The sequence below is a fragment of the Priestia sp. FSL P4-0332 genome, from assembly GCF_038005845.1.
Classification (GTDB): domain Bacteria; phylum Bacillota; class Bacilli; order Bacillales; family Bacillaceae_H; genus Priestia.
This window is the reverse complement of sequence record NZ_JBBOUA010000001.1, coordinates 3,855,362-3,878,084: the sequence shown is the minus strand read 5'-3', so window position 1 is coordinate 3,878,084 and position 22,723 is coordinate 3,855,362. Positions and strand designations below refer to the sequence as shown.

Genomic DNA, 22,723 nt, shown 5'->3' with positions numbered 1-22,723 from the left:
GTCCTCCTTATGTGAGTTTTATTCCGATTTATTTTTAGACTGTTTTAGACTTTTGTTTGGCAGACGAATATAAGAGTCTTTCCAGGCTTTTTTATTTAACGCAAAAAACGGTTTGAAGTAAGCCATACCAAAACTTTCGAGCTTGGTTAGATGAATGACGAGAACAAGAAAAAACATGGTAACGCCATATAACCCAAAGATTGCTGCAATCATCATAGATACGAAACGCAAAATTCGAAACGAAAGGCCAATTCCATACTGAGGAACGGTAAAGGAAGCAATTGCCGATACAGATACAACAATAATCATAACGGAGCTAACGATATGGGCTTCCACCGCTGCTTGACCAATCACAACCCCGCCTACAAGTCCAACTGTTTGTCCAACAGGAGTAGGGAGACGCAGCCCGGCTTCGCGCAATAATTCAAGCGTCACTTCCATGACCACTGCTTCGATAAAAGGAGAAAAAGGAACGTTTTCTCGTGTGGCCGCAATCGTAATAGCTAGCTCAGTCGGAAGCAGGCCTTGGTTAAACGAAACGAGTGAAATATAAATAGCTGAAAAGAATAGGGTAATAAAAATAGACAAGTACCTTAGTAATCTTAGCAATGAACCGGCTATCCATCTTTCGTAATAATCATCGGGTGATTTCATAATCATATCGAAAGTTGTAGGCACTAAAAGAGCAAAAGGAGAGCCATCTACTAAAATGGCTACTCGCCCTTCATTCACCGCAGCGAGAACACGATCCGGTCTTTCTGTATTTTGTACTTGAGGGAACGGTGAGTAAGGTGCTTCTTCTAAAAATTCTTCAATCATTCCTGAGTCTTGAATGTTATCTAAAGGAATGTCTAATAATTTCTCTCGGACTTGATTCACGATGTGAGTTTGACAGTGTTTATTATGAAAAACGATACTTGTTCGATGTTCCTTTGTATTTCCAATATAAATGTCTTCAATAACCATTTCTTCTTCGGTAGAACGCTGCCTTAAAAGACCAAGGTTTTCATCTAAGTTTTCGATAAGAGCAATTTTAGGGCCACGCACTACTTTTTCTGTTGTAGGTTCACTTAAAGAGCGCTGTTTGGTCATAGACATATTTAATGAGTATGCCGTGGTGCTTTCGCTAATAAACAGCAGGGGCTGACCTTTAAAAAAACACGAGATCGCTTGCTTGTATGTATAAACTTCTTTGTCTTTAATGACAGAAATAAACGAATCGATGTCATCGAGTGTTTGCGTTTCACTTTTTGCTTTTGTCTCAACAACATGCTGAGTAAGATTATCAAGTTTTTCTCCGTCGACTAATCCTTGGAGATAAATAATGCATATATATTTTGTGGGAGACAGCCATAATTTTTTGGAACCAACATCTGTATTTTGACCCACCAAATCTAGAAACGTTTGAACGGTGTAGTCTGCATTGGGCTGAAATTTTGAATCGAGCATAAATAAACTCACCGCCTGTTGTATTAATGAGCTTAGTGTTTACGATGTAAAAACGAGTTATGCGAAAAATGTGGAAGAATAGAAAAGATATGTTATGGTAAAGAAAAGAGGTGATGATATGCTACATTCATTTACGTTAAAAACGAATAAGCGTGACGAAATGATTGACGTTACGAGTCAGGTGCAGGCAGTACTAAGAACAGAAGGGTTAAAAGAAGGGGCTGTAGTTGTTTACTGTCCTCATACAACCGCTGGTATAACAATTAATGAAAATGCGGATCCGGATGTAAAAACCGATATGATCCGACGCTTCGATGAAGTATATCCTTGGGAACATAAGTTAGATCTTCATATGGAAGGAAATACGGCGGCGCACCTCAAAGCGAGCACGGTCGGCTCCTCTCAGCATATAATCGTTCACGATGGGCAGCTGCTGCTAGGAACGTGGCAAGGAATTTATTTTTGTGAGTTTGATGGACCGAGGACTCGTACGTATTATGTGAAAATTTTATCGGCACAATAACTTTTTTTCATACGTCATTGTCCAACTTTTTTCTGAAAATTGTTATAAAACAAAGTTAATTTAATATAAATGTTATATAACAGTTAAAGGGAGAGATTGAACAATGGAAAAGATAGGTGCAGAACAAGAAACAGAAAAAAAAGAAAATGAAAAAACAAATTTTACATGGGTGGAAGAATACCCAACCATTTTAGACATTGTCAATGAGTATTACAGTACGTGTCGATAAAATGGGGAAGGCCGGAACAAAAGTATTTCAGTTGAAAGAGGATCCGAACGATGAATCGTTCGGATTTTTTCATTGTGATGGTGAACGCAGGTTTACTGCATGTAGCTATGTCTCAATATTTTTTTATAAAAAAGATATAATAGTAGCAATTTTCTTAAAAGGTTTAATATAATAAATATTAGGGTACTGAATTGTATGAAATAAAGATAAAACGCATCGTTTCATACTATTTCCTTTTTTACCGCTAGTACAGCCTTGAAGAAAAAGTTTCATTTGATATACTAACTATACGCTTAGTCTTTAAGATAAAGATGAAGATTCATTGTTATTGTTACACGCAGTGAATGAGCTGCCTTTGCTTGGCGAAAACGTCGTACAAACAAAGACAGATAGCGAAATGTTTTGGGTGCGTTCATTTAGTTCAAAACAGGGAGGCGATTAGTCTATGTTACTTGTACGTATGGCCATGATTGGTTTCTTTTCATTAACAGCCATATCATTGTTCTCTTTTCAGTCCGTTGAAATTATCCATGCCATTATGGACTTTTTCTCATCAGCTGATAAGTACTAAAAAACTATATCTTTTTTAAATAAAAAGAGGATAACCCTTAGGGGGCTATCCGTCAAAAACCGCCTTTTGGGCGGTTTTTTTATGCTTATAGCTGTGCTAACAAACGAACTGCATTCATTCTCTGATGACAAAGTCCACGTGTTTTTTTAAGCTCAACATTCGTTGAAATAAGTATTTACGTACTGTTCAAACTGAAGCCAATCGTCCACGCGAGGGACCTTTACTTCTTCGTTATACGGGTAGCTCATGGCAACAGCATGGCGACCTGTAGCTTGAAAAGCCTTCAAATTATGCGGTGCATCATCAAATAGCAAGTCTCCGTATATTTTATCTTTTTGGTGTGTAAACACGATATTGTATTTTCCGATAAACGGAAGGTGTTTTTCAACCCACTGCTCTTTTTCTGTATAAGCATAGGTACGGCTGCTTGTGACAATTAAAATGGCAAACCTTTCATAAAGTCGTTTAAGAACCTCAACAGCATGAGGCAGAGGTTTTAAATGTAAAAAAAGCCCCGGCTGATCGAGGTAGTCATAAATTTTTGTGCCGCATTCCGGCTTTACATACTTTTCTGATTCCCAGCATTTTAACTTTTTAACCGATAAGCTGTCGCAATAATCTTTGTTATATTGGTTATGCCAATCCGTCATAAGATCACAAATGACAGAATCCATGTCAATTAAAAGGGTGTGCATTTATTCAACTTCCTTTACAGTATTCATCTACACGCTTGGTTTTGCAATGTAATGTGCTGCTTCTACTATACCAAATCTTTTACATGCAGAAAAAGAGCAAGCCGCATCAAAATCGCACAGCTTGCCCTTTTTATAGAAACTACATTCTTTTAGCACCTAAATAGCGTTTGCTCCAATAGCTCTCTTTCAGAGAAGAGATGCTCACACCTTTAGATGAAGAGCAGTGAAGAAACTGGTTATTTCCTAAATAAATTCCTGCATGAGAAGGCCCTTTTGTATAGGTTTGAAAGAACACAATATCTCCAGCTTTTGGACTTGAGACGCGCGTTCCTTTTTGATAAATTTGAGCTACTGTTCGAGGAAGTTGAACCCCGCCGCCATGTTTGAACGCATAGCCAATAAAACCGCTGCAGTCAAAGCCGCTTGGCGTTGTTCCACCCCAGCGATATCGAACGCCCATATACTGTTTTCCTTTGTTAATCACTGCGTTAGGGTTATAGCGCGCTGAGCTAGAAGAAGATTTACCCTTTGCTGAAACGCCTAGTTTAGCATACGTTCCTTTTCCAACAATACCATCTGCTGCTAGTCCATTTTTGCGCTGAAATGATTTTACAGCAGAAATTGTAACAGTCCCAAAGTATGTAGTCGTATTCCCTTTAAAATAACCTTTATTTTTCAACGTTTGTTGTAGTTGTTTAACATCTTGATGATTCATGCCTTGGCGAAGCGTTTGGTCGCCTAGAGCCGCTTGGCTGACAATCGGGCTAGTAGAAACAATAACGCCAGCAAGCGTAAGAGCTGCTATTACTTTTTTCATAAAACTAGTACCCCCTGAAAATTTTTCCTGATTTGAGTAAATTCATCATATCATCTTTCGACAGTGTTCTACGTTACAATTTCATTACATATATGAAAAAAATGAAATATAAAGGTGAATATAGTCTTATAAAAGCTGTAACTAAAAGGGTTCTTTAGATGTGCAATATTGCTAGAAAAACTTTGAATATTTGACGGTAAATAACTAAAAGATATGAAAAAGTATGTACATTTAAAATTTAACAAAGAAATATGTTGTGAATTACTACACAAAAAGTTCGAACTCGGGTAAAATGTAGAACTATAATATAGTAGTCATGTATGTGACTTTGATGAGGTGAAAGTAATGAAAAGAATAGGTGTATTAACAAGCGGCGGAGATTCTCCAGGTATGAATCCTGCGGTTCGTGCTGTTGTGCGTAAAGCAATTCATGAAGGTATGGAAGTTTACGGTATCTATCAAGGATATCAAGGGTTAATAGAAGGAAATATTAAAAAGCTAGAAGTTGGAGATGTTGGTGACATCATTCAACGCGGTGGAACTATGCTTTATTCTGCAAGATGTCCAGAATTCAAAACAGAAGAAGGGCGTTTAAAAGGTATTGAAAACCTTAAGAAGCACGGTATTGAAGGCTTAGTAGTTATTGGTGGAGACGGATCATATATGGGAGCTGTAAAACTAACAGAGCTTGGTTTCCCTTGTATCGGTATCCCAGGAACAATTGATAACGACATTCCAGGAACAGATTTTACATTGGGATTTGATACGGCTCTTCATACGGTTATCGATGCAATTGATAAAATCCGTGACACGGCGACTTCTCATGAACGTACGTTTATTATTGAAGTTATGGGTCGTAATGCAGGAGACATTGCTCTTTGGTCAGGTCTTGCTGGCGGTGCGGAAACAATCCTTATCCCAGAAGCAAAAGATGAGTTCCAAGAAATGGTTGATCGTTTGAGAAAAGGCCAAGAGCGCGGTAAAAAGCACAGCATTATTGTAGTAGCTGAAGGTGTAGCCAATGGTAATGAAGTGGCGAAGCAGCTTCATGAAGCTGCAGGTATTGAAACGCGTGTAACAGTATTAGGACACATTCAGCGCGGTGGTTCCCCAACTGCTCAAGATCGTGTGCTAGGAAGCCGTTTCGGCGGTCGTGCAGTCGAGCTTCTGCTAGAAGGTAAAGGCGGCCGTGCAATCGGTATCCGTAAAAATGAAATTGTAGATTATGATATTATGGAAATTTTAGGTGAACCTCACCATATCAATGCTGATATGTACCGTTTATCTAAAGAGCTTTCAATCTAATCACAGTGTTGCTGAGGCGAAACTTCTTATATTGAAGGAGTTTCGTCTTTTTTTGATTGCATCCCTGTCCCTTCGCAGTGTTTGCATGTTTTCATGTAACCGATACCAGGAATAACGGCTAGCTTTCCGAGCCCTTTGCAAAAAGTGCAAATTAATTCAAAACCAAACATCGTTCCATCCCCTCTGTACACGTTTTCTTTCAGTTTATCATAAAAGTAGACAAATAATTTTAAAAATTATAGAAATAATTAAAAAAATGATTACATTTGAACAGCGAGTGATATAGTAAAGAGAGAAGACCATTTTACAAAAGAGGAGAGGAAGCGTGATGTTTAAACGAATTTTACTTGCCTCAGATGGCTCAGAGCATGCAGCTAAAGCAACAGAAAAAGCCGTTCAGCTGGCTCAGCTGACGGAAAACAGTTTTATTCAAGTTATTTATGCAGTAGAGGGTGATTCAAGATTAAAATCACTTAGCCGCGACGAGGAACGGGAAAGTCGGATACATACAACAGATGAAATTTTAAAGCAAGGAAACGTGGAGTATGAGATTACGTTTATGCATGGAGACGCGGCTAAAACAGTGATTCAATTTGCTAATCAAAATTCATTTGACCTTGTAGTAATAGGAAGCAGAGGGTTAAATCCTGTAAAAGGCATGCTGCTTGGAAGCGTGAGTTCTAAAATTGCACAGCAAGTAACGATTCCTGTGCTAATTGTTAAATAGGAGAGAAATGCAATGTCAAAACAGTACAAAGAATTAAAACAGCTCATTGATGATGCTAAACACATTTGTTTTTTTACGGGAGCAGGAATGAGCACAGAGTCAGGCATACCGGATTTTCGCTCTCAAAATGGCTTATATCGCCAAAACAAAAGCTTTGTGGACATAGTAGCTGCTGACTTCTATGAACAGTATCCTCATGAGTTTTGGCCGCTGTTTAAAGAGATTTTTCATATTAAAATGCTGCATCAGTATAAAGCAAATACGGGCCATCGCTTTATTGCTGAACTAGAAGAAGCCAAAACCGTGCATGTGATTACGCAAAATATTGATGGCTTGCACCAAGATGCAGGAAGCACGAACGTTTTTGAGATTCATGGATCCATTAAGAGAGCTCATTGTCCAAGCTGTAAAGAAGAGTATGGCTTAGCGTATTTAAATCAGTCGGCTCTCCCACAATGTACAGCGTGTGAGCGCCTTTTAAAGCCAAATGTTGTTCTCTTTGGAGATGCCATTCATCAGTTCGATGAAGCAGTTACAGCAGCGCTGTCATCTGATTTATTCATCGTGCTTGGTTCATCGCTTGAAGTAGCACCGATTAATCAGATTCCGCTGCTTGTGAGCCGGTACAATCGTACAAACATGGTGATGATTAATAAAGAACCTACGCATTACGATTATTTGTTTGATTTGGTTATCTATGATTCCATTGGACAAGTGGTCGCAAATTTATAAGCGTCTATGCATGGACATAGCGCTTTTTTAGCATTTAGTGATAAAGTGTAGGGATGTATCATATGGTGTAGTACATCATCCATTCGCTAATGGATAGAAGGGATGTTTTCGCATATGAGTGTAGGCTTGAGAGTTTGTCTCTTCATTGTTGGTATTGCACTCAAAGTGACAGCTGTTTTGACTTTGATTTTTGAAATGAATCTTGTCCCTATTCACGGAAGGAGTCTCACTTATTATGCTGAAGCGATAGGTGTGAAACTCCCCATTATCTGTTTTGTCCTTGGTTTTTTTTGTGTAGCAGCAAGCTTTTATTTACCTGCTAAAAATCGCCGCACCAGTAAATAGCAAGGGCAGGAGACTAACTAAAACGTTTGACTGCAAAGTTTTTAACATTTAAAATAAAGTCAATAAGTTTAAAAAGAAATAGGATAATTATTCCTTATTCTTTTTAGATATACGGAAATAGAGGTGATTGGATGGGGCAGTGTACCACGTTGGCGAAGTAGCATTATATGCACCAGTGTCAAAGCGTACAATACAGTATTATATAAACCTACATTTGCTTCACGCATATCGCTCTTTATCACATAATCGCTCTTTTAAGACGTTAACAGACTTTAACTTTATAAAGATTGTAAACTACTAAATTTTTTATAAATGAATGGAAGAGAGAATCAGCGCTGAAGCAACATCATGAAATGAAGCGATGTGAGCCATTGCTTCACATCTAGAACAGCTGAATAAAGAATGACCTGCTACACTAACGAGTGAAACGTGAGATAAGGAAGAAAGACTGGCAGTTTTGCTCCATATAAAAATGTTTATACATTTATCATGTGATTCCTCCTTATATGCACTTTTCCAAGTGATCAGTACAGGGATAGAGTTCTTTATCCAAATTTTTTATTTTTTAGGAGGTGAGTCCTTACTCGTTTTTAAACGAGCTAAGGAACTTGATTGGACATATTTAACTTGATTTTACTAGCGGTACTGATTGCATTAACTGCTTTTTTCGTTGCTACCGAGTTTGCGATTATTCGCGTGAGGAGTTCCAAAGTGGATCAGCTTATAGCAGAAGGGAGCAGCAATGCAAAAGCTGCGAAGCAAGTTATTTCAAATTTAGATGAATACTTATCTGCGTGTCAGCTTGGTATTACGATTACTGCGCTGGGAATTGGTTGGTTAGGAGAGCCTACACTTTCGCATCTCCTCTCACCATTACTTGATCAACTAGGGATAAGCGGAGCTTTAACAAAAGTACTATCTGTTGCGATTTCTTTTGCGGTTGTTACATTTATAAACGTTGTGGTCGGAGAGCTTGCTCCGAAAACATTTGCAATTCAAAAAGCAGAGAAAGTCACTTTATTATTTGTTCGTCCGCTTATACTCTTTTATAAAGTAACCTATCCTTTCATTTGGCTATTAAACAGTTCTTCTCGTTTAATAACAGGGTTATTTGGTCTAAAGCCTGCTTCAGAAAATGAGCTTGCACACAGTGAAGAAGAGCTTCGCATCTTGTTATCAGAAAGCTATAAAAGCGGTGAAATCAATCAATCGGAGTTTAAATATGTAAGTAAAATTTTTGACTTTGATGATCGCGTTGCCAAGGAGATTATGGTGCCGCGTACGGAAGTCGTTTCGATTGACCAGGAAGATACAGTCGAATACATCCTTGAGATGGTCCAAGAAGAGCGGTTTACCCGCTATCCGGTCATCGATGGAGATAAAGATCATATTATTGGAATGGTCAATATGAAAGAGATTTTAACCGAGATTGTCATGAACAACAGCAAGGAAAAAATAGATTTAAAACAGTATATCCGTCCTGTTATTGAAGTAATTGAATCGATTCCTATTCATGATTTATTGCTTAAGATGCAGCGTGAACGCATCCATATGGCTATTTTAATTGATGAATACGGTGGAACAGCAGGGATTGTAACAGTAGAGGATATTTTAGAGGAAATTGTCGGTGAAATTCGTGATGAATTTGATGCGGATGAACTTCCATTAATTCAGAAAGTCAAACCCGATCATTATATTGTAGATGGAAAGTTATTAGTAAGTGAGCTTAACGAGCTGCTTGGCACAACAATTGATGATACGGATGTTGATACAATTGGAGGCTGGGTCTTGACGGAAAAATATGACGTCAAGCAAGGAGAAAGCCTTAGCTTTGATCAGTATGACTTTACCGTTGCGAAAATGGAAGGCCATCACATTCAATATATTGATGTGATCAAAAAACGTCAGGTGCATCAAAGCACGGATGAAGCGGTTAATGTGTCGGACATGAACCAGTCACAGGCTTTATCTTCGTAACAAAAAGGCGCATTGCAAAAGAGCAGTGCGCCTTTCTTATGAAAAAAGCGTGCTGAGAAGATGATAAAGTCATATGATGGAACTAAGGGATAATATTACCGCTATGAATCTTGAAATCAATTTGCTTTAATAAAAGTATGAAAACTCTATCAAAACTTTTATTAGTAACACTGTTGTCTGTCACTCTAGCTTTTGGTCTTAATAACACTGCGCAAGCAGCAACCGTACATACCGTTCAATCGGGAGATACGATGTGGAAAATAGCAGTAAAATATCAGGTTGGCGTTTCCGAGCTGATTGAAGCGAATTCTGCTATTAAAAATCCTAATTCGATCTATCCGGGACAGAAAATTACTATTCCAACCGATAAAGCAGGAAGTTCATACGAAGAGCAAGTGGTTCAGCTAGTGAATCAAGAACGTGCTAAAGTAGGACTTAAGCCTTTAAAGTCTAATTGGGAAGTAGCTCGCGTTGCTCGCTATAAATCGCAGGATATGATTGATAAAAATTATTTTAGTCATACATCGCCTACATATGGAAGTCCGTTCGACATGATGAAAAACTTTGGTATTACATACAGTACAGCAGGTGAAAATATCGCTGCTGGACAAGCAACTCCAAAAGAAGTGGTTAACGCATGGATGAATAGCGAAGGTCACCGTAAAAACATACTATCGAGTCAATTTACCGAAATCGGAGTAGGTTACGCTAAAGGTGGAAGCTACGGCCATTACTGGACTCAAATGTTCATTTCAAACTAAAAAAGAAAGGAAAAAAAGCTGACTTAGTAGTCAGCTTTTTTTAGCTTCGAGCACTTTCTAGAAATTCTTTTGGATTGCCAGAAAGCTTTCCGTCCTGCTCAACGATGAGTGTGCGCGTAGGGAAAGCAAATTCTACGCCTTCTTCTTCAAGAATGTCCATAATTTCGAAGTTTATATTTTCTTTTACATCTAAATAATCAGCAAAAACGGTTGTATTTGTAAAGAAATACAGATAGATATTTAGACTAGATTCATAGAAGCCGTCAAAATTCACAAGAATCGTTTCATTGTGAATTTCTTCGTGCTCCGTCAGCATCTTTTTAATTCTTGTCACTACGGTTTCTAACTTTTCTTTTGGTGTATTATAATTCAAGTTTAAATGAAAGGCAATTTGACGTTTTCCCATCTTAGCCCAGTTGATAATAGGCTCATTAGAAAGAGTAGCATTTGGAACCGTTACGACTGCTTGAGCGAACGTTCGAACTTTGGTGCTTCGAAACGTAATATCTTCTACAACGCCTTCAACACTCGGTGTTTTAATCCAATCTCCAATAGTAAAAGGCTTTTCGGTAATAATCACAATTCCGCCGAATAAATTACTAACGGTGTCTTTTGCGGCTAGGGCAAAAGCAAGACCACCTAACCCAAGACCCGCTACAAAGCCGTTTACGTTAAAACCCCATTCTTCTGCGATGATGGATATAGAAAGCATAACAACAACGATGCGGATGAACTTTTCAATAAAAGGAATAATGATTCGATCCACTTGGATATCAAAGCTTTTGGCAAACGTTGCAAAAAATAAATTGGTAGAAGCAGCTAAATTATACAAGCCCCATCCTGCAAGGCCAACAGAAGCTGAACGAACTAAATGTCTTTCCGTGTCGGCTGTTAAAACATCAAAGGGAAGATAGGGAAGAGCAAGCTTGAAACCAATAATCACAAAAATCCAGCGCAGCGGCTTTTCAAAAGCTTCTAAAACGCTCGTAATTAAATTGATTTTTTTATTTTTGACAAAACCAATAATAAACTTAAACAAATAAGTCGTGAACAGCTTGCGAAGAATTAAAAAGATCAGAAAGATCCCAATCGCAATCACGATTTTTTTCCAATCATCTAAAGATGACAGAGACTTCAAAAAATCCATACAATCCTCCTAGTTACCAAAACTGTGCTACAGTTCATTTATATCCGTCAATTAAAGCATTTCTATGTAGAGTGTACTGTACCCTAAATTCATGCTTTTTAAAAGCTTCTTCCCTATTAAAATAGCATAAAAATACCCGTAAATCTATTTAAGTGATAATTATGAATATATCTCTTTTTAGTAAAAGAGACAGACAATAGTCTGAAAATAAGTTGTATAATAAATAGGTGATATTATAAACATTAATTTATCTTATTATTTATTTAAAACGTTCGTTGGAGGGAGAAGCTTTGTTAAGTCAATTAAATAGAATGCTAGAAAAATTGATGCCCTTTATTACGCCGGTCAGCTTACTCATAGGAGTGCTTATCGGTTCGTCACTGAGTCAGTATACCTTTTTAATTCCATGGCTTTTTGCATTAATGACGTTTGCTGGAAGTTTAAACTCAAATTTTCAGCAGTTAAACGCCACCATACACCGTCCATTTCCAATCGTTATGGCCCTGTTTGTTTTACATATTTTTATGCCAGCGTGGGCTTGGAGCGTTGGCCAGGTGATTTTTCCGCATGATGTATTTACAAGCACGGGCCTTTTACTAGCAGCGATTATTCCAACCGGAGTGACTAGTTTTATATGGGTCTCTATTTACAAAGGAAGCATTCCTCTTGCGCTGTCCATTATTTTAATTGATACTCTTTTAGCGCCGCTTATCGTTCCTTATACGCTTTTATTGGTGGTTGGAGACACCGTGCATTTGGAAGCGCTAAAGCTAGTCAAAGATTTATGTTTTATGATTGTCCTTCCATCTCTGTTAGGCATGTGCTTAAATCAATATACAAAAGGAACAATTAAGCAGACATTAGGACCAAAGCTGGCACCTGTTTCAAAAATAGGGTTAAGTGTGATGGTCATGGTAAACGGGGGAGTGATTGCCCCTTATTTAAAACATATCGATAAAAAACTGCTGTTTATCATCGTGATCGTCTTTTTAATGAGTTCAGCTGGTTATTTCTTTAGCTGGATGATTGGTAAATGGCTAAGGTGGGACCGAGCAAAAGTTGTGACGCTTACGTTTTGCGGGGGCATGAGAAATATTAGCGCCGGAGCCGTATTAGCGGTATCTTATTTTCCAGCTCCCGTTGCTGTACCCGTCGTACTAGGGATGTTATTTCAGCAGGTATTAGCCGCTTTATCAGGGCGTTTAGTTCAAAACTATTACCAGAAAAAAGACGCTGAATTTGTTTCATTAAAATAAATGGAAGAAGCAAGGGACGAACCACAGTAATCATAAAGTAAGCACTCTGTTTTAATGATGAGAGATAAGGTGCTTTTACGCTTGCTGCATTCAAGATAAAGAGATGATTAGAAAAAGAAACGGTGTGGCATACTAGAAAGAAAAAGGTCGGATATTCTTGCTTATCAATATAGCGCTGGGGTTTGTTTTACCTTGGATTTTTGGCACACTTTATTTACATCCTAAAAATCGTCGTTTAATGCCTTTAGTAGGAACTGCTTTTTGCATTTTAGCAATCATTGTCAATGAATTAGGAAGTTATTATGGCTTTTGGAAACTCCGCACTTCTTTAGAAAATGAAGCATTAGAGGCGCTGCCTTTTAATTTAGGCGTCTATCCTGTATTGGCCAGCTATATGATTTTTTTAATCCAGCGAATCGGAAAACCTTATTTTTTTATTTTTCTTATTGCGCTGTTTACAACATTTTTAGAAGGAACGTATGTGCATATGGAAAGAGTTATATACGGAAACGGGTGGAATCTCGGCTGGACATTTTTTTCCTACTGGATTCCGTACAGCGTGATTTATTTATACTATAGGTATTTGGTTAGTCTTAGACTGCTTCACTAGAAGAAAGAAAAAGAAGTAAATATGCACAATAAAAAAAGCCGTGAATATTCACGGCTTTTTTTGTTAGATCGCTTTTTTCGAGCTGGATTTATCTTTTGAATGATCCCACGCATCAATATTATCAAGTCCAGAAATGCTGTCTTGATAGAAGACAGGGTCTTTTCCAGCTTTCTTTTGGGCAAGATAATCTTTGAGTGCGGCAAAGGCAACTTTTGACAGCAGGAGAATTGCGATTAAGTTGACTACTACCATAAAGCCCATAAACAGATCTGCTAAATCCCATACAAGCTGAATTTGAGAAATAGAACCGAACACAATCATTGCAAGTACAGCAACACGATAAGTCATCAGCCAAGCTTTATTTGTGTTCAAGAATTCAATATTTGTTTCTCCATAGTAGTAGTTACCAATTAATGTACTAAAAGCAAATAAGAAAATCATAATCGCAAGAGCGCCTGCTGCCCAAGAACCAATGTGAGTGCTTAAAGCAGCCTGTGTTAACTCAATACCGCTTAAATTTTTATTTGTGTAAGCACCTGAAAGTAAAATGATAAAGGCAGTACTGCTACAAATAATAAGCGTATCCGTTAATACACCAAAGGCTTGAATCAATCCCTGTTTTACCGGGTGGCTTGTTGTTGCAGCAGCTGCAGCGTTTGGCGCGCTACCCATACCCGCTTCGTTTGAGAATAATCCGCGTTTAATTCCTTGCATAAGAGCTGCTCCAAGAGAACCTCCGGCAATTTGCTCGAAACCAAATGCATTTTTTACGATTAACGCAATAAGAGAAGGCATCTCTTGAATGTTCATAATAATAATAAAGAGTGCTACGCCAATGTAGGCAACAGCCAGTACTACCACAATATATTCTGACATTTTTGCAATACGCTTAACTCCACCAAAAATAATGGCAGCGAAAGCCACTGTCATAATAATTCCTAACACTAAACGATTTGTTCCGAACGCATTTTCAAAAGCAAGAGTAATCGTGTTCGATTGTACAGCATTAAAAATTAAGCCGAATGATAAAGTGATTAAGACAGCAAACAGTCCGCCCATCCAGCGCTTCTTTAAACCTTTTTCCATATAGTAAGCCGGTCCGCCTCGGAAGCCGCCGTCTTTGTCTTTTACTTTGTATATTTGTGCTAATGTACTTTCGATAAATGCTGAAGCTGAACCGATAACGGCAAGCACCCACATCCAAAATACAGCACCAGGTCCCCCTAAAGCGATCGCAATCGCAATACCTGTAATGTTCCCCGTACCAACGCGGGCTGCCATACTGATACAAAATGCTTGGAATGGCGAAATTCCGTCTTTAGAAGAGCTATCCGCACCTTCTTTTAATACACGAATCATTTCTCTTAATAACCGAATTTGTAAAAACTTTGACCTGAATGTAAAAAACAAACCAAATGCAATCAGCATCGCAATCAGTAAGTAGGACCAAAGAAATTCGTTGATTGAACTAACAAAACCTTGAACTACTTCTTGCATAGTTTCACCTCTTCATGAATTATAGTAGAATAATAATAAAAAACGTGAATTTATAGAATTTTCCCTCTATTTAGATAGATCTCCCTATTTCCCCGCTGTTTTTCTTCATTATCCTTGTCGAATCTTGTTGCTAAATCTGAACCTTATATATATATAAAATAATAATTTTGGTCTTTTGTCAACTAACCTCACATGGAAAAATAGGGTGATATGACAAATGAAGCGGGTATGAAAAGGCGATAACAGCAGGGATGAAAGAAATTTCATTTTGTTTTACTTAATTGTTGCTAGAAAATAAAAGTTTTAGGCCAAGTACGCCAAAAACCGTTCCTTTTACATATTTTAATGTGTGCTGAAAGATACGGCTTTTTTTGACTTTTTTCCCAAGGCCAGAAGCAAATAGCGCAATAAGTGAAAAGATGATGAGCGTTTCGGCGATAAAGATGATACCAAACAAAATCATCTGCAAACTTACATGTCCAAGAGACGAATTAACAAACTGCGGTAAGAACGTGATGAAGAAAATAGCTACTTTTGGATTGGTTAAGTTGCTAACAAATCCTTTTCTAAAGTGATGGTGCTGCTGAACGTTTTCTGTTAATTCCAATGGACCGCTTTTTTCGCGAAACGATTGGTATGCTAAAAACAGCAGGTACAGAACGCCTACAACCTTTAGAATCGTAAAGGCTATAATTGATTTTTGAAAGATAATAGATAGCCCCACTGCGGCTAAAAGAGTATGTACAAAGGTTCCCGTAATAGATCCCAATACGGTTTTGATGCCTGCTTTGACGCCTGAAGCAATACTTTGTGTCATTACAAAAATCATGTCTTGTCCTGGTATTAAGACAATGATAAGTGACACGGCTATGTAAGGTATAAGCCAAGAAAATGTCATGATGATTCCCTCCCAACAGAATTTTAACCATTTCGACAAAAAGTTCTCAAGAGTGTGTGCTAATGAATTAATAGATTAATGGAGTAAAGTTAAGAAGGCATAAAAGCATAAAAAGAGGTTATTTCTCCTAATGAAAATCAATAAAAGATGTAGGAAAAAAATAGGTGGTGTTGTATAATAATTCGATATACTTAATTTTTATAGAAAGAGGGTAAAATTTATGAAGTACTGTTTAGCACAGCCAGAGGACGCTGCTATAGTTCACGATCTTATGCTGCAAGCCTTCTCCGTCTATCGCGATTCTGTCCCACCGTCCAGTGCTCTTGATGAAACGATAGAATCTATTATGCAATCGTTAAAGCACGGAAAAGAAGCTGTCATTTTATACGTCGAAAATAAGCCGGTAGCGATGGCGCGTTTTACGCTAGAAGAAACGAGCTTATATTTTTACCGCCTGTCTGTTATTCCTACTTTTCAAGGAAAAGGAATGGCTAAACAGCTTATTCAATGGTTAGAAACATACGCCAAAGAGTGTGGCAAGGAAAGTTTATCATGCAAGGTGCGAATGAGTGTTTCTCGTAATATAGCTTTGTATGAATCAATCGGCTTTTACATAGAGGAAAAAGAAATCGTACATAGAGACGGAGTGGATATTCCCGTAGTAAATATGAAAAAAGAGATTCTAAAAGGAGTAATGGCATGAATAAATCAACTCTTCCTTTACCGCCTCCTGTCTTTCTTTTAATCGGTGTAGTAGCCGTTTCTTTTTCTTCTATTTTAATTAAATGGTCGCAAGCGCCTGCTTCTATTTTAGGAATGTATAGACTGCTGTTTACGGTCCTTTTATTTTTACCGTTTTTACCATGGAGGGAAATGAAAATTCTTTTTAAAAACAGCACGTTAAAAGAATGGCTAATGCTAGCTGTATCAGGCGTGTTTTTAGGGCTTCACTTTCTGTTTTGGATGGAGTCTTTTTCACATACAACAGTTGCTAGCGCTATGATTTTGACTGCGCTTGAGCCGGTTTTCGTAGTGATAGGAGCTTATTTTTTATTTAAAGAAAAAACAAGCAAAGTAGGAATCATCAGCATTTTAATTGCTGTTAGCGGCTCAGTGACTATCGCATCGGGAGATATCGGAGTATCCAAAACGGCTCTTTACGGAGACTTACTTTCTGTCTTAGGTACAGTAGCTGTTTCTGTTCATATGCTGGCGGGGCAAGAATTATGCAGGAAAATGCCTTCAATCATCTATAGCTTCGCCGTTTTTTTAATCGGTGGCCTGGTTCTATTTGTCTACAATATTTGTACAAACGTATCGCTGATTCAATATGACATAAAAGATTGGTGGATCTTTTTGCTTTTAGCACTTATTCCTAATATTTTTGGTCATGCCTTATTTAACTGGCTGTTAAAGTACGTAGATGCTACAACGATTTCAATGGCTATTTTGGGCGAGCCAATTGGTGCCATCATTCTCGCTTATTTCTTGCTTGGAGAAATGACAACTGTTTCTCAGTTAGTGGGAGGAATGATTGTGATGATTAGTGTGATGATCTTCTTAAAGTACAAAGCAGCAGAGCTAGAAAAAGTCACGGCTCTTCAAGAAAAGTCCAATATCAGCTAATTGGATAGGCTAGCAGCACCGAGTATGATACAGTTTATTTATCATTATTTACCATTTGGTGAAGAGACTTTTATTAAACTATATAAAGCGGGTGTAAATATGCTGAAAAAACTAACGGATTACGTTTATTACTTTCCTCATTCTGAAGAAACGGATCGGCCGGTCCTCGGGCTTATCTGCGGGGAGAAGTATAGTTTCATCGTAGATGCCGGGAATTCTCCTGCGCATGCATCATCATTTTTAGAAGAAGTGGAAAAAATGGGCGTCCCTCCAATCAAAGGAGTAGCTATTACGCATTGGCACTGGGATCATACATTTGGCATTCATGCAATGAATAAGTATACAATCAGCCATCATTTAACAAAGAAAAAGCTGGCCTATTTAAAGACACTGCGCTGGGACGATGATTCCTTGGATAAACGCGTCCAGGAGGGGGAGGAAATTGAATTTTGCCGGGATATGATCAAGAAAGAAATGCCGAGTCGAGAGGCGTTAATTTTACAGGAGCCAGACGTAACGTTTCATCATCATATGGAAGTTGACCTAGGTGGAATCACTTGTTGTATTCAGCATATTGGAGGAGTACACGCGCAGGACTCGTCTATTGTCTACATACCCCAAGAAAAAGTCCTGTTTTTAGGTGATTGTCTATGTCCAGATTTTTATAGCGGTGACTGGAGTTATGATAAAGAAGACTTTGAGCGGATTCAGAGAGAGCTTAAAAAATATGATGCGCAGTATTATCTCTCATCTCATTTTGACCCTGAAACTCCTGAGGAACTTTGGCGAGATTTAAACCAATTGAGTGCGATTGGAGAAATTGTAGGAAATGAAGTCGATTTAGAAAAAGCATGTTTTCAGTTTGAATGTGAAACATATAAAAAGCCGACAAATGAGCAAAAAGAGAGAATACAGTATTTTGTTAATGGAAATATCAAACGCAAAAGCAGAGAACTGTTTTGATAGTTTATACATAATGATAAATAAGCCCGACTGTTCATACTATGTTATGAGCAGCCGGGCTTATTCAATTGGTTGTGCAGTGATATAAGCTTTAAGTTATGATAGTAAAATAAATAACTTGACGAAATAAAGTTATAAAAATATAATAAGTTACATAAAGTAAGTCGATTAAAAAATGATATATTCAAAAGGAGAAATAATCATGAATTTTCACCGTGCACCTCATGTATTTGTTGGGAAAGTAAATTTAAAAGTAGAAAATTTAGAGCGCTCACTTGCTTTTTATCAGCAAATAATCGGGTTTAAACTTTTAGGGAGAAAAGAGAACAAAGCTCTGTTAACAGCTGATGGACGCACCGCGCTGTTATCGATTGAACAGCCGGAAAACGTTACAGCAAAACAGCCTCGTACAACAGGCTTATATCATTTTGCTCTATTGTTGCCGACTCGTTCTGATTTAGGAAGTATACTGCAGCATTTGTTAAATAGCGGTTATCCGCTTCAAGGGGCGTCTGATCATCTAGTGAGCGAAGCGCTGTACTTGGCAGATCCAGATGGAAACGGCATAGAGATTTATCGAGATCGTCCGTCAAGTACATGGGAATGGAATGACAGTGAAGTAGTAATGGCTACAAAACCTTTAGATGCAGAAGAGATATTAGCTGAAGGAAACGGTAAACCATGGACAGGATTACCTTCAGCTACCTTAATGGGACATATTCATCTTCACGTTTCTGAATTAGGACAAACGGAAAACTTTTATCGAAATGGATTAGGTTTTGAGGTTGTGAGTAATTACCATAATCAAGCATTGTTTATTTCAACTGGGCGCTATCATCATCACATCGGACTAAACGTTTGGAATGGAATTGGAGCGCCTAGTCCTCTTGAAAGCAGCGTTGGTTTAGAGTCATTTACACTTGTTTTTCCAGTTGAAGAAGCAAGGGAGCAGGCAATAAATCAGCTTCGTGAAATTGGAGCAGCTGTGTCTAAAGAAAACCAAGATTTCATCACAAAAGATCCATCAGGCAATATAATTAGATTAGTCCTTTAAAATAAAAGCTGCCGTAATTGGCAGCTTTTATTTATCGCAATGTTCGTCAAAATAGGAAAGAAATGTACACGTTTTTCTCAAATAGTAAGATGATAATGGCGAAAACGGTGTTATTTTCAGGGAAATAAACGAAGAGTCTTACGTTTAAAAAAGTTTGTAAATAAGCGGGCGTGGGAATAAAATACATATCAAGCATCATTTCTTATCGTTATTGAACCTTTATATAAAGTCTTTTCATATAAAACCTTGAAGGAAGGGAGCGGAAACCTGTGAGATATAAAGTGAAACATTGGCTTAGATTAACTTCAGACGAGCGCTATCTTGTATTGTTTGCTACTGCTGCTTTGCAAAAAGAAAAGCGATAAAAGAGTTGTTAATAGTAAGGAAAGTAGCTTTATATGCTAACGAAAAGGTAATAAAAGGCCTGAAAATAATATATTATTTTCAGGCCTTTTATTGTTTTTAAACCTTTTTTAAGTCAACTGTTGAGAGATAGCTTCAGCCGTTTGTTTACCGTTTGTTATACACGCTGCAATGCCTACTCCATAGTAAGAACAGCCGGCTAATGTAATAGCGGGGTGCTTGTCATGCAATTTTTGAGTCAAGCTGCGTACGAGTTCACCGTGTTTAAGGTGATAGGTAGGCATCAATTTATCCCAATTGGTTACGTCGCTTTCAATGGGCTTCTCTTTGATCCCTAAGCTGTTTTCAATGTCCTTTTGTGCCACTGCTAGCAGCTCTGCTTTTGACATCGGCCGCAGGCTGTCAAAGTAGTGACTCGTGCTTTTATAAAATAAGCGAACTAACAAATTCCCTCGCTTAGAGGTGTGAGCCCATTTTTTGCTCGTCCACGTGCAGGCATTGGCGATTAAGTTGCTTGATTGAGAGGCAATAAACCCGGTGCCTTCAGCGGGAAGGTATTCGTCTGGAACGTCATAGCCGATGTACACGCTAATTAGAGAAGAATCTTTTAACTGCTCAAAGTCTTCGTTTAATTCGGGATCGTTCAACAGGTGCTGAGCAGCCGTGTGCGGTGTAGCTAACACCACGTAATCCGCTGAATGGGCTTGCCCCGGCGTACTGATTTGGTAACGTTCACCGTTCCGTTTTATGCTGGTGGTTGGCGTATCTTTTAAGATCGTTACATCAGAAAGCTCTTCTTCTAAGCGGTGAATAATCGTTGATAAACCTTGTTTAAACGAAATGAATTTTTTATTTCCTGCCGTTTTAAATTTTTTTTCATTGGCTCCCATTCCTTTGATGATGCTGCCGTACGTGTTTTTATAGTCGAGCAGATACGGGAGAGTCGAAGAAATCGTGAGTTTGTCTAAATCGCCAGAGTAGACGCCCGATAAAATAGGTGCAATTTGCTTTTCTACTAGCTCTTCTCCTAAAAAATGTTTTAAAAAGAGTCCAATTGAGCTGTCTTTCGTAAACGTTGTATTTTTAGTAATTAAGTCTTTTAAAGCTGTAATTTTAGCTTTTGAAGAAATCAGCTCGCTTTTAAAAAGAGATTCTACGCTTGTTGGAATACCGAACATGGTATCTTCAGGAATTGGAAGCAGCTCATTAGCAGAGTAAATAAACGATTTGCCCGTTTCGTTATAGACTAAATCGTTTGTTAAGTGCAGCTCTTCTAGCAGGGGCATAACATTTTCTTTTCGAGCTACAATAGAATCCGCCCCTGTTTCCATGATAAATTCCCCAGCTTCACGCGTATTGATTTTCCCTCCTAAATGGGAATGTTTCTCTAGTAATAATAATTTAAGCGGGAGATTACGTTCTCGTTTTAGTTTCTGCAAATAGTACAGAGTGGTTAAGCCCGTAATTCCTCCTCCAATAACAGCGACCGTTTTCAAAATATTCACTCCTACATTTTCAACAATTAGTCTGTAATATACGAAAATCATACCACTATGACTAGGAAAAGTGTAATGAATTGATTGTGAACATAGTGTGTGCAAACACGAAAAGAAATATTGAAACTATACGATTAGATATTTTGAAATTACATAAAATAAAAGCTCATACACGTAGAGAAAATGACTGAGACGCAGCAGTGAAGAAAGGAGGAAGCATCATGCTCGGCGGTTTTATGGAAACGCTGAAAAAAGACTGGCTCGCTTTAGTATTAATAAGTGTTCTTATATGCGGTATTACCTTAAACGTACGAGCCGAAGAGAAGAGCGGACGAAGCGGATACATCGAACCAAAGCTAGTTTTTCCTGTGATCAGTGATGTTCATATTAAGGAAACAGGAACGCTTGATTTGCGTACTTTTCAACATGCATTAACGCAATTAAATGAACAGGCACCGAAACAAGATGCATTTGTAGTAGTAGGAGATTTGGCTGATACCGGCGCGTTAAAAGAATACGACCGCTTTTTTTCTATTTATAATCAAAATAAACAGCCGCAGGCCGTATCTCTTTTTACAATTGGTAATCATGAATACCGGGACAGCGTAACTAATCAGCAAGCGCAGCAGCGTTTTTTATCTAAAACCAAAATGAAAGCTCTTTATTTTCATCAAGTGATAAAAGGGTATCATTTTATCATGCTTGGAACAGAAAGCCGTCTGACCGCCGGTGATTATTCAATCAAACAAATTAACTGGCTTGGAGAACAGCTGAAGATAGCAAAGCGAGACGATCCTAAAAAACCGATTTTTGTCTTTATTCATCAGCCTATTAACAATACACTGTACGGGAAAAACAGATGGGGGATAGAAGTGAATGAACAGCTTCTTTACAATACGTTAAAACCTTATCCGCAAGTCATTACATTTTCTGGTCATACCCACCATCCGTTGGACGATCCTCGTACTATTTTTCAAAGAGATTTTACATCTCTTGCAACGTCTTCTGTTCGGTATATATGGCCTGGTGCTGGATATTTACAAGGTGAACTTCCTCCTGGCTACCGAGATGTGAGTCAAGGTCTTCTTGTAGAGGTTTATAATCGAAAAGTAGTAGTTAAAAGGCGAGATTTTCACGCAAATAAGTGGACAGGAGAAGCGTGGAAAATTGACATACCTGCAGATTCAAAAAAATTTCACTACACGAATGAACGAGATTTAGTAAAACCGATTTTTCTTCCAAGCTCTACTATTTCTGTTATACAAGAAAAAGCTTCATCGAATCAGCTTTATATCCAGTTTACGCAAGCGGTGGATAATCTGATGGTTCATTCTTATCGCATTACCGTCAAAAATAAAGAAACTGGAGAAGCGGTCAAAACATATAATGCATTTTCTCAATATTACAGCGATCCTGTTCCGGATGTTCTAAGTCTCCCGTTATCAGGTTTGCAGCCTCATACTGCGTATCAAATAGAAGTAGCGGCAGTGGATGCGTTTGACAATCAAAGCGACCAAAAATTAATCATTGAAGGCTCTACTAAATAGCTAAAAGAATCCTGATTTTTATTGATTCTTTTAACTTTTTTTCATCTGTTTTTAATGTTATTTTCATTAGATTTTTAAGTGGAGTTGCTACACTGAAACTGTATTTAAAGTAATAATATGTAATTTTCATGAAAG

24 protein-coding genes are annotated in these 22,723 nt (G+C 38.0%); 16 read left to right on the top strand and 8 right to left on the bottom strand.

Annotated elements, in window-relative coordinates:
• Positions 1-18 precede the first annotated feature (18 nt).
• A complete protein-coding gene (locus tag MKY06_RS20410) occupies positions 19-1,449 on the bottom strand; it encodes a spore germination protein (protein ID WP_029323899.1) in 1,431 nt (476 codons plus the stop codon).
• A 118-nt stretch (positions 1,450-1,567) separates the two neighbouring features.
• On the opposite strand from MKY06_RS20410, the gene MKY06_RS20405 reads away from it, so the two are divergent.
• From MKY06_RS20405 to MKY06_RS20395, 3 genes are all read left to right on the top strand, one after another.
• On the top strand, positions 1,568-1,972 hold the full coding sequence (locus MKY06_RS20405; RefSeq protein WP_013058683.1) for a secondary thiamine-phosphate synthase enzyme YjbQ: 405 nt from the start codon (positions 1,568-1,570) through the stop codon (positions 1,970-1,972).
• Positions 1,973-2,075: 103 nt separating this feature from the next.
• On the top strand, positions 2,076-2,201 hold the full coding sequence (locus MKY06_RS20400) for a hypothetical protein (RefSeq protein ID WP_255260849.1): 126 nt from the start codon (positions 2,076-2,078) through the stop codon (positions 2,199-2,201).
• A 445-nt stretch (positions 2,202-2,646) separates the two neighbouring features.
• On the top strand, positions 2,647-2,772 hold the full coding sequence (locus MKY06_RS20395; RefSeq protein WP_013058681.1) for a hypothetical protein: 126 nt from the start codon (positions 2,647-2,649) through the stop codon (positions 2,770-2,772).
• Positions 2,773-2,924: 152 nt separating this feature from the next.
• Here MKY06_RS20395 and MKY06_RS20390 read toward each other — a convergent pair whose 3' ends face one another.
• Positions 2,925-3,467 carry a 5' nucleotidase, NT5C type gene (locus MKY06_RS20390; protein ID WP_057273889.1) on the bottom strand — a complete coding sequence of 181 codons (543 nt, stop codon included), beginning with the start codon at positions 3,465-3,467 and terminating at the stop codon, positions 2,925-2,927.
• Between the two features lie 139 nt (positions 3,468-3,606).
• Positions 3,607-4,284, bottom strand: a complete 678-nt coding sequence (locus MKY06_RS20385) for a C40 family peptidase (protein ID WP_098279116.1) — start codon at positions 4,282-4,284, stop codon at positions 3,607-3,609.
• A 345-nt stretch (positions 4,285-4,629) separates the two neighbouring features.
• On the opposite strand from MKY06_RS20385, the gene pfkA reads away from it, so the two are divergent.
• Positions 4,630-5,589: a 6-phosphofructokinase gene (gene pfkA, locus MKY06_RS20380; protein ID WP_013058678.1), complete on the top strand. Its 960-nt coding sequence runs from the start codon at positions 4,630-4,632 to the stop codon at positions 5,587-5,589.
• 26 nt (positions 5,590-5,615) lie between these two features.
• On the opposite strand, the gene MKY06_RS20375 is transcribed toward pfkA, so the two are convergent.
• Positions 5,616-5,759, bottom strand: coding sequence for a hypothetical protein (locus MKY06_RS20375; protein ID WP_013058677.1), 144 nt, complete (start codon positions 5,757-5,759; stop codon positions 5,616-5,618).
• 158 nt (positions 5,760-5,917) lie between these two features.
• On the opposite strand from MKY06_RS20375, the gene MKY06_RS20370 reads away from it, so the two are divergent.
• The 5 genes from MKY06_RS20370 to safA all read left to right on the top strand — a co-directional run bounded on the left by MKY06_RS20370 (position 5,918) and on the right by safA (position 10,131).
• The gene (locus tag MKY06_RS20370) at positions 5,918-6,316 is read left to right on the top strand and encodes a universal stress protein (protein ID WP_013058676.1); all 399 of its coding nucleotides are present in this window, start codon (positions 5,918-5,920) and stop codon (positions 6,314-6,316) included.
• 12 nt (positions 6,317-6,328) lie between these two features.
• Entirely contained in the window at positions 6,329-7,048 is a 720-nt protein-coding gene (locus tag MKY06_RS20365) for an NAD-dependent protein deacylase (protein WP_013058675.1), read from the top strand.
• Positions 7,049-7,162: 114 nt separating this feature from the next.
• Positions 7,163-7,393: a hypothetical protein gene (locus MKY06_RS20360; RefSeq protein ID WP_035439113.1), complete on the top strand. Its 231-nt coding sequence runs from the start codon at positions 7,163-7,165 to the stop codon at positions 7,391-7,393.
• Positions 7,394-8,005: 612 nt separating this feature from the next.
• Entirely contained in the window at positions 8,006-9,370 is a 1,365-nt protein-coding gene (locus MKY06_RS20355; protein WP_098526537.1) for a hemolysin family protein, read from the top strand.
• A gap of 137 nt (positions 9,371-9,507) precedes the next feature.
• Positions 9,508-10,131: a SafA/ExsA family spore coat assembly protein gene (safA, locus tag MKY06_RS20350; RefSeq protein WP_078082276.1), complete on the top strand. Its 624-nt coding sequence runs from the start codon at positions 9,508-9,510 to the stop codon at positions 10,129-10,131.
• 40 nt (positions 10,132-10,171) lie between these two features.
• Here the strand turns inward: safA and MKY06_RS20345 are convergent, their stop codons facing one another.
• A complete protein-coding gene (locus MKY06_RS20345; RefSeq protein ID WP_013058671.1) occupies positions 10,172-11,278 on the bottom strand; it encodes a mechanosensitive ion channel family protein in 1,107 nt (368 codons plus the stop codon).
• 290 nt (positions 11,279-11,568) lie between these two features.
• Between MKY06_RS20345 and MKY06_RS20340 the strand changes: the two genes are divergently transcribed.
• Together MKY06_RS20340 and MKY06_RS20335 are read left to right on the top strand one after the other, a co-directional pair.
• On the top strand, positions 11,569-12,534 hold the full coding sequence (locus tag MKY06_RS20340; protein WP_013058670.1) for a bile acid:sodium symporter family protein: 966 nt from the start codon (positions 11,569-11,571) through the stop codon (positions 12,532-12,534).
• A 157-nt stretch (positions 12,535-12,691) separates the two neighbouring features.
• Entirely contained in the window at positions 12,692-13,144 is a 453-nt protein-coding gene (locus tag MKY06_RS20335) for a CBO0543 family protein (RefSeq protein ID WP_029323896.1), read from the top strand.
• A 63-nt stretch (positions 13,145-13,207) separates the two neighbouring features.
• Here MKY06_RS20335 and MKY06_RS20330 read toward each other — a convergent pair whose 3' ends face one another.
• Positions 13,208-14,641 carry an alanine/glycine:cation symporter family protein gene (locus MKY06_RS20330; protein WP_029323894.1) on the bottom strand — a complete coding sequence of 478 codons (1,434 nt, stop codon included), beginning with the start codon at positions 14,639-14,641 and terminating at the stop codon, positions 13,208-13,210.
• Between the two features lie 277 nt (positions 14,642-14,918).
• Complete coding sequence (locus MKY06_RS20325) at positions 14,919-15,539, bottom strand: LysE family translocator (RefSeq protein WP_013058667.1); 621 nt, start codon at positions 15,537-15,539, stop codon at positions 14,919-14,921.
• Positions 15,540-15,759: 220 nt separating this feature from the next.
• On the opposite strand from MKY06_RS20325, the gene MKY06_RS20320 reads away from it, so the two are divergent.
• The 4 genes from MKY06_RS20320 to MKY06_RS20305 all read left to right on the top strand — a co-directional run bounded on the left by MKY06_RS20320 (position 15,760) and on the right by MKY06_RS20305 (position 19,182).
• On the top strand, positions 15,760-16,242 hold the full coding sequence (locus MKY06_RS20320; protein ID WP_029323892.1) for a GNAT family N-acetyltransferase: 483 nt from the start codon (positions 15,760-15,762) through the stop codon (positions 16,240-16,242).
• Positions 16,239-17,165 (top strand): DMT family transporter, encoded by a 927-nt coding sequence (locus MKY06_RS20315; protein ID WP_098804421.1) that lies wholly within the window; start codon positions 16,239-16,241, stop codon positions 17,163-17,165. Before MKY06_RS20320 ends, MKY06_RS20315 begins: the two co-directional genes overlap by 4 nt.
• Before the next feature lie 24 nt (positions 17,166-17,189).
• Positions 17,190-18,128 carry an MBL fold metallo-hydrolase gene (locus MKY06_RS20310; protein ID WP_057273886.1) on the top strand — a complete coding sequence of 313 codons (939 nt, stop codon included), beginning with the start codon at positions 17,190-17,192 and terminating at the stop codon, positions 18,126-18,128.
• Positions 18,129-18,330: 202 nt separating this feature from the next.
• Positions 18,331-19,182, top strand: a complete 852-nt coding sequence (locus MKY06_RS20305) for a VOC family protein (RefSeq protein WP_029323886.1) — start codon at positions 18,331-18,333, stop codon at positions 19,180-19,182.
• Positions 19,183-19,655: 473 nt separating this feature from the next.
• Here MKY06_RS20305 and MKY06_RS20300 read toward each other — a convergent pair whose 3' ends face one another.
• Positions 19,656-21,041: a protoporphyrinogen oxidase gene (locus MKY06_RS20300; protein ID WP_098279120.1), complete on the bottom strand. Its 1,386-nt coding sequence runs from the start codon at positions 21,039-21,041 to the stop codon at positions 19,656-19,658.
• 221 nt (positions 21,042-21,262) lie between these two features.
• Here MKY06_RS20300 and MKY06_RS20295 point away from each other — a divergent pair, with 221 nt between their 5' ends.
• On the top strand, positions 21,263-22,588 hold the full coding sequence (locus MKY06_RS20295) for a metallophosphoesterase (RefSeq protein WP_035439110.1): 1,326 nt from the start codon (positions 21,263-21,265) through the stop codon (positions 22,586-22,588).
• Positions 22,589-22,723: the final 135 nt, after the last annotated feature.

Bases quoted from the DNA above. Each gene is read 5' to 3' on its own strand.
- safA (WP_078082276.1), top strand. From the start codon at position 9,508: ATGAAAACTCTATCAAAACTTTTATTAGTAACACTGTTGTCTGTCACT.
- pfkA (WP_013058678.1), top strand. From the start codon at position 4,630: ATGAAAAGAATAGGTGTATTAACAAGCGGCGGAGATTCTCCAGGTATG.
- MKY06_RS20365 (WP_013058675.1), top strand. From the start codon at position 6,329: ATGTCAAAACAGTACAAAGAATTAAAACAGCTCATTGATGATGCTAAA.
- MKY06_RS20395 (WP_013058681.1), top strand. From the start codon at position 2,647: ATGTTACTTGTACGTATGGCCATGATTGGTTTCTTTTCATTAACAGCC.
- MKY06_RS20375 (WP_013058677.1), bottom strand. From the start codon at position 5,759: ATGTTTGGTTTTGAATTAATTTGCACTTTTTGCAAAGGGCTCGGAAAG.
- MKY06_RS20295 (WP_035439110.1), top strand. From the start codon at position 21,263: ATGCTCGGCGGTTTTATGGAAACGCTGAAAAAAGACTGGCTCGCTTTA.
- MKY06_RS20410 (WP_029323899.1), bottom strand. From the start codon at position 1,449: ATGCTCGATTCAAAATTTCAGCCCAATGCAGACTACACCGTTCAAACG.
- MKY06_RS20360 (WP_035439113.1), top strand. From the start codon at position 7,163: ATGAGTGTAGGCTTGAGAGTTTGTCTCTTCATTGTTGGTATTGCACTC.
- MKY06_RS20370 (WP_013058676.1), top strand. From the start codon at position 5,918: ATGTTTAAACGAATTTTACTTGCCTCAGATGGCTCAGAGCATGCAGCT.
- MKY06_RS20320 (WP_029323892.1), top strand. From the start codon at position 15,760: ATGAAGTACTGTTTAGCACAGCCAGAGGACGCTGCTATAGTTCACGAT.
- MKY06_RS20315 (WP_098804421.1), top strand. From the start codon at position 16,239: ATGAATAAATCAACTCTTCCTTTACCGCCTCCTGTCTTTCTTTTAATC.
- MKY06_RS20390 (WP_057273889.1), bottom strand. From the start codon at position 3,467: ATGCACACCCTTTTAATTGACATGGATTCTGTCATTTGTGATCTTATG.
- MKY06_RS20400 (WP_255260849.1), top strand. From the start codon at position 2,076: ATGGAAAAGATAGGTGCAGAACAAGAAACAGAAAAAAAAGAAAATGAA.
- MKY06_RS20305 (WP_029323886.1), top strand. From the start codon at position 18,331: ATGAATTTTCACCGTGCACCTCATGTATTTGTTGGGAAAGTAAATTTA.
- MKY06_RS20310 (WP_057273886.1), top strand. From the start codon at position 17,190: ATGATACAGTTTATTTATCATTATTTACCATTTGGTGAAGAGACTTTT.
- MKY06_RS20385 (WP_098279116.1), bottom strand. From the start codon at position 4,284: ATGAAAAAAGTAATAGCAGCTCTTACGCTTGCTGGCGTTATTGTTTCT.
- MKY06_RS20405 (WP_013058683.1), top strand. From the start codon at position 1,568: ATGCTACATTCATTTACGTTAAAAACGAATAAGCGTGACGAAATGATT.
- MKY06_RS20345 (WP_013058671.1), bottom strand. From the start codon at position 11,278: ATGGATTTTTTGAAGTCTCTGTCATCTTTAGATGATTGGAAAAAAATC.
- MKY06_RS20325 (WP_013058667.1), bottom strand. From the start codon at position 15,539: ATGACATTTTCTTGGCTTATACCTTACATAGCCGTGTCACTTATCATT.
- MKY06_RS20330 (WP_029323894.1), bottom strand. From the start codon at position 14,641: ATGCAAGAAGTAGTTCAAGGTTTTGTTAGTTCAATCAACGAATTTCTT.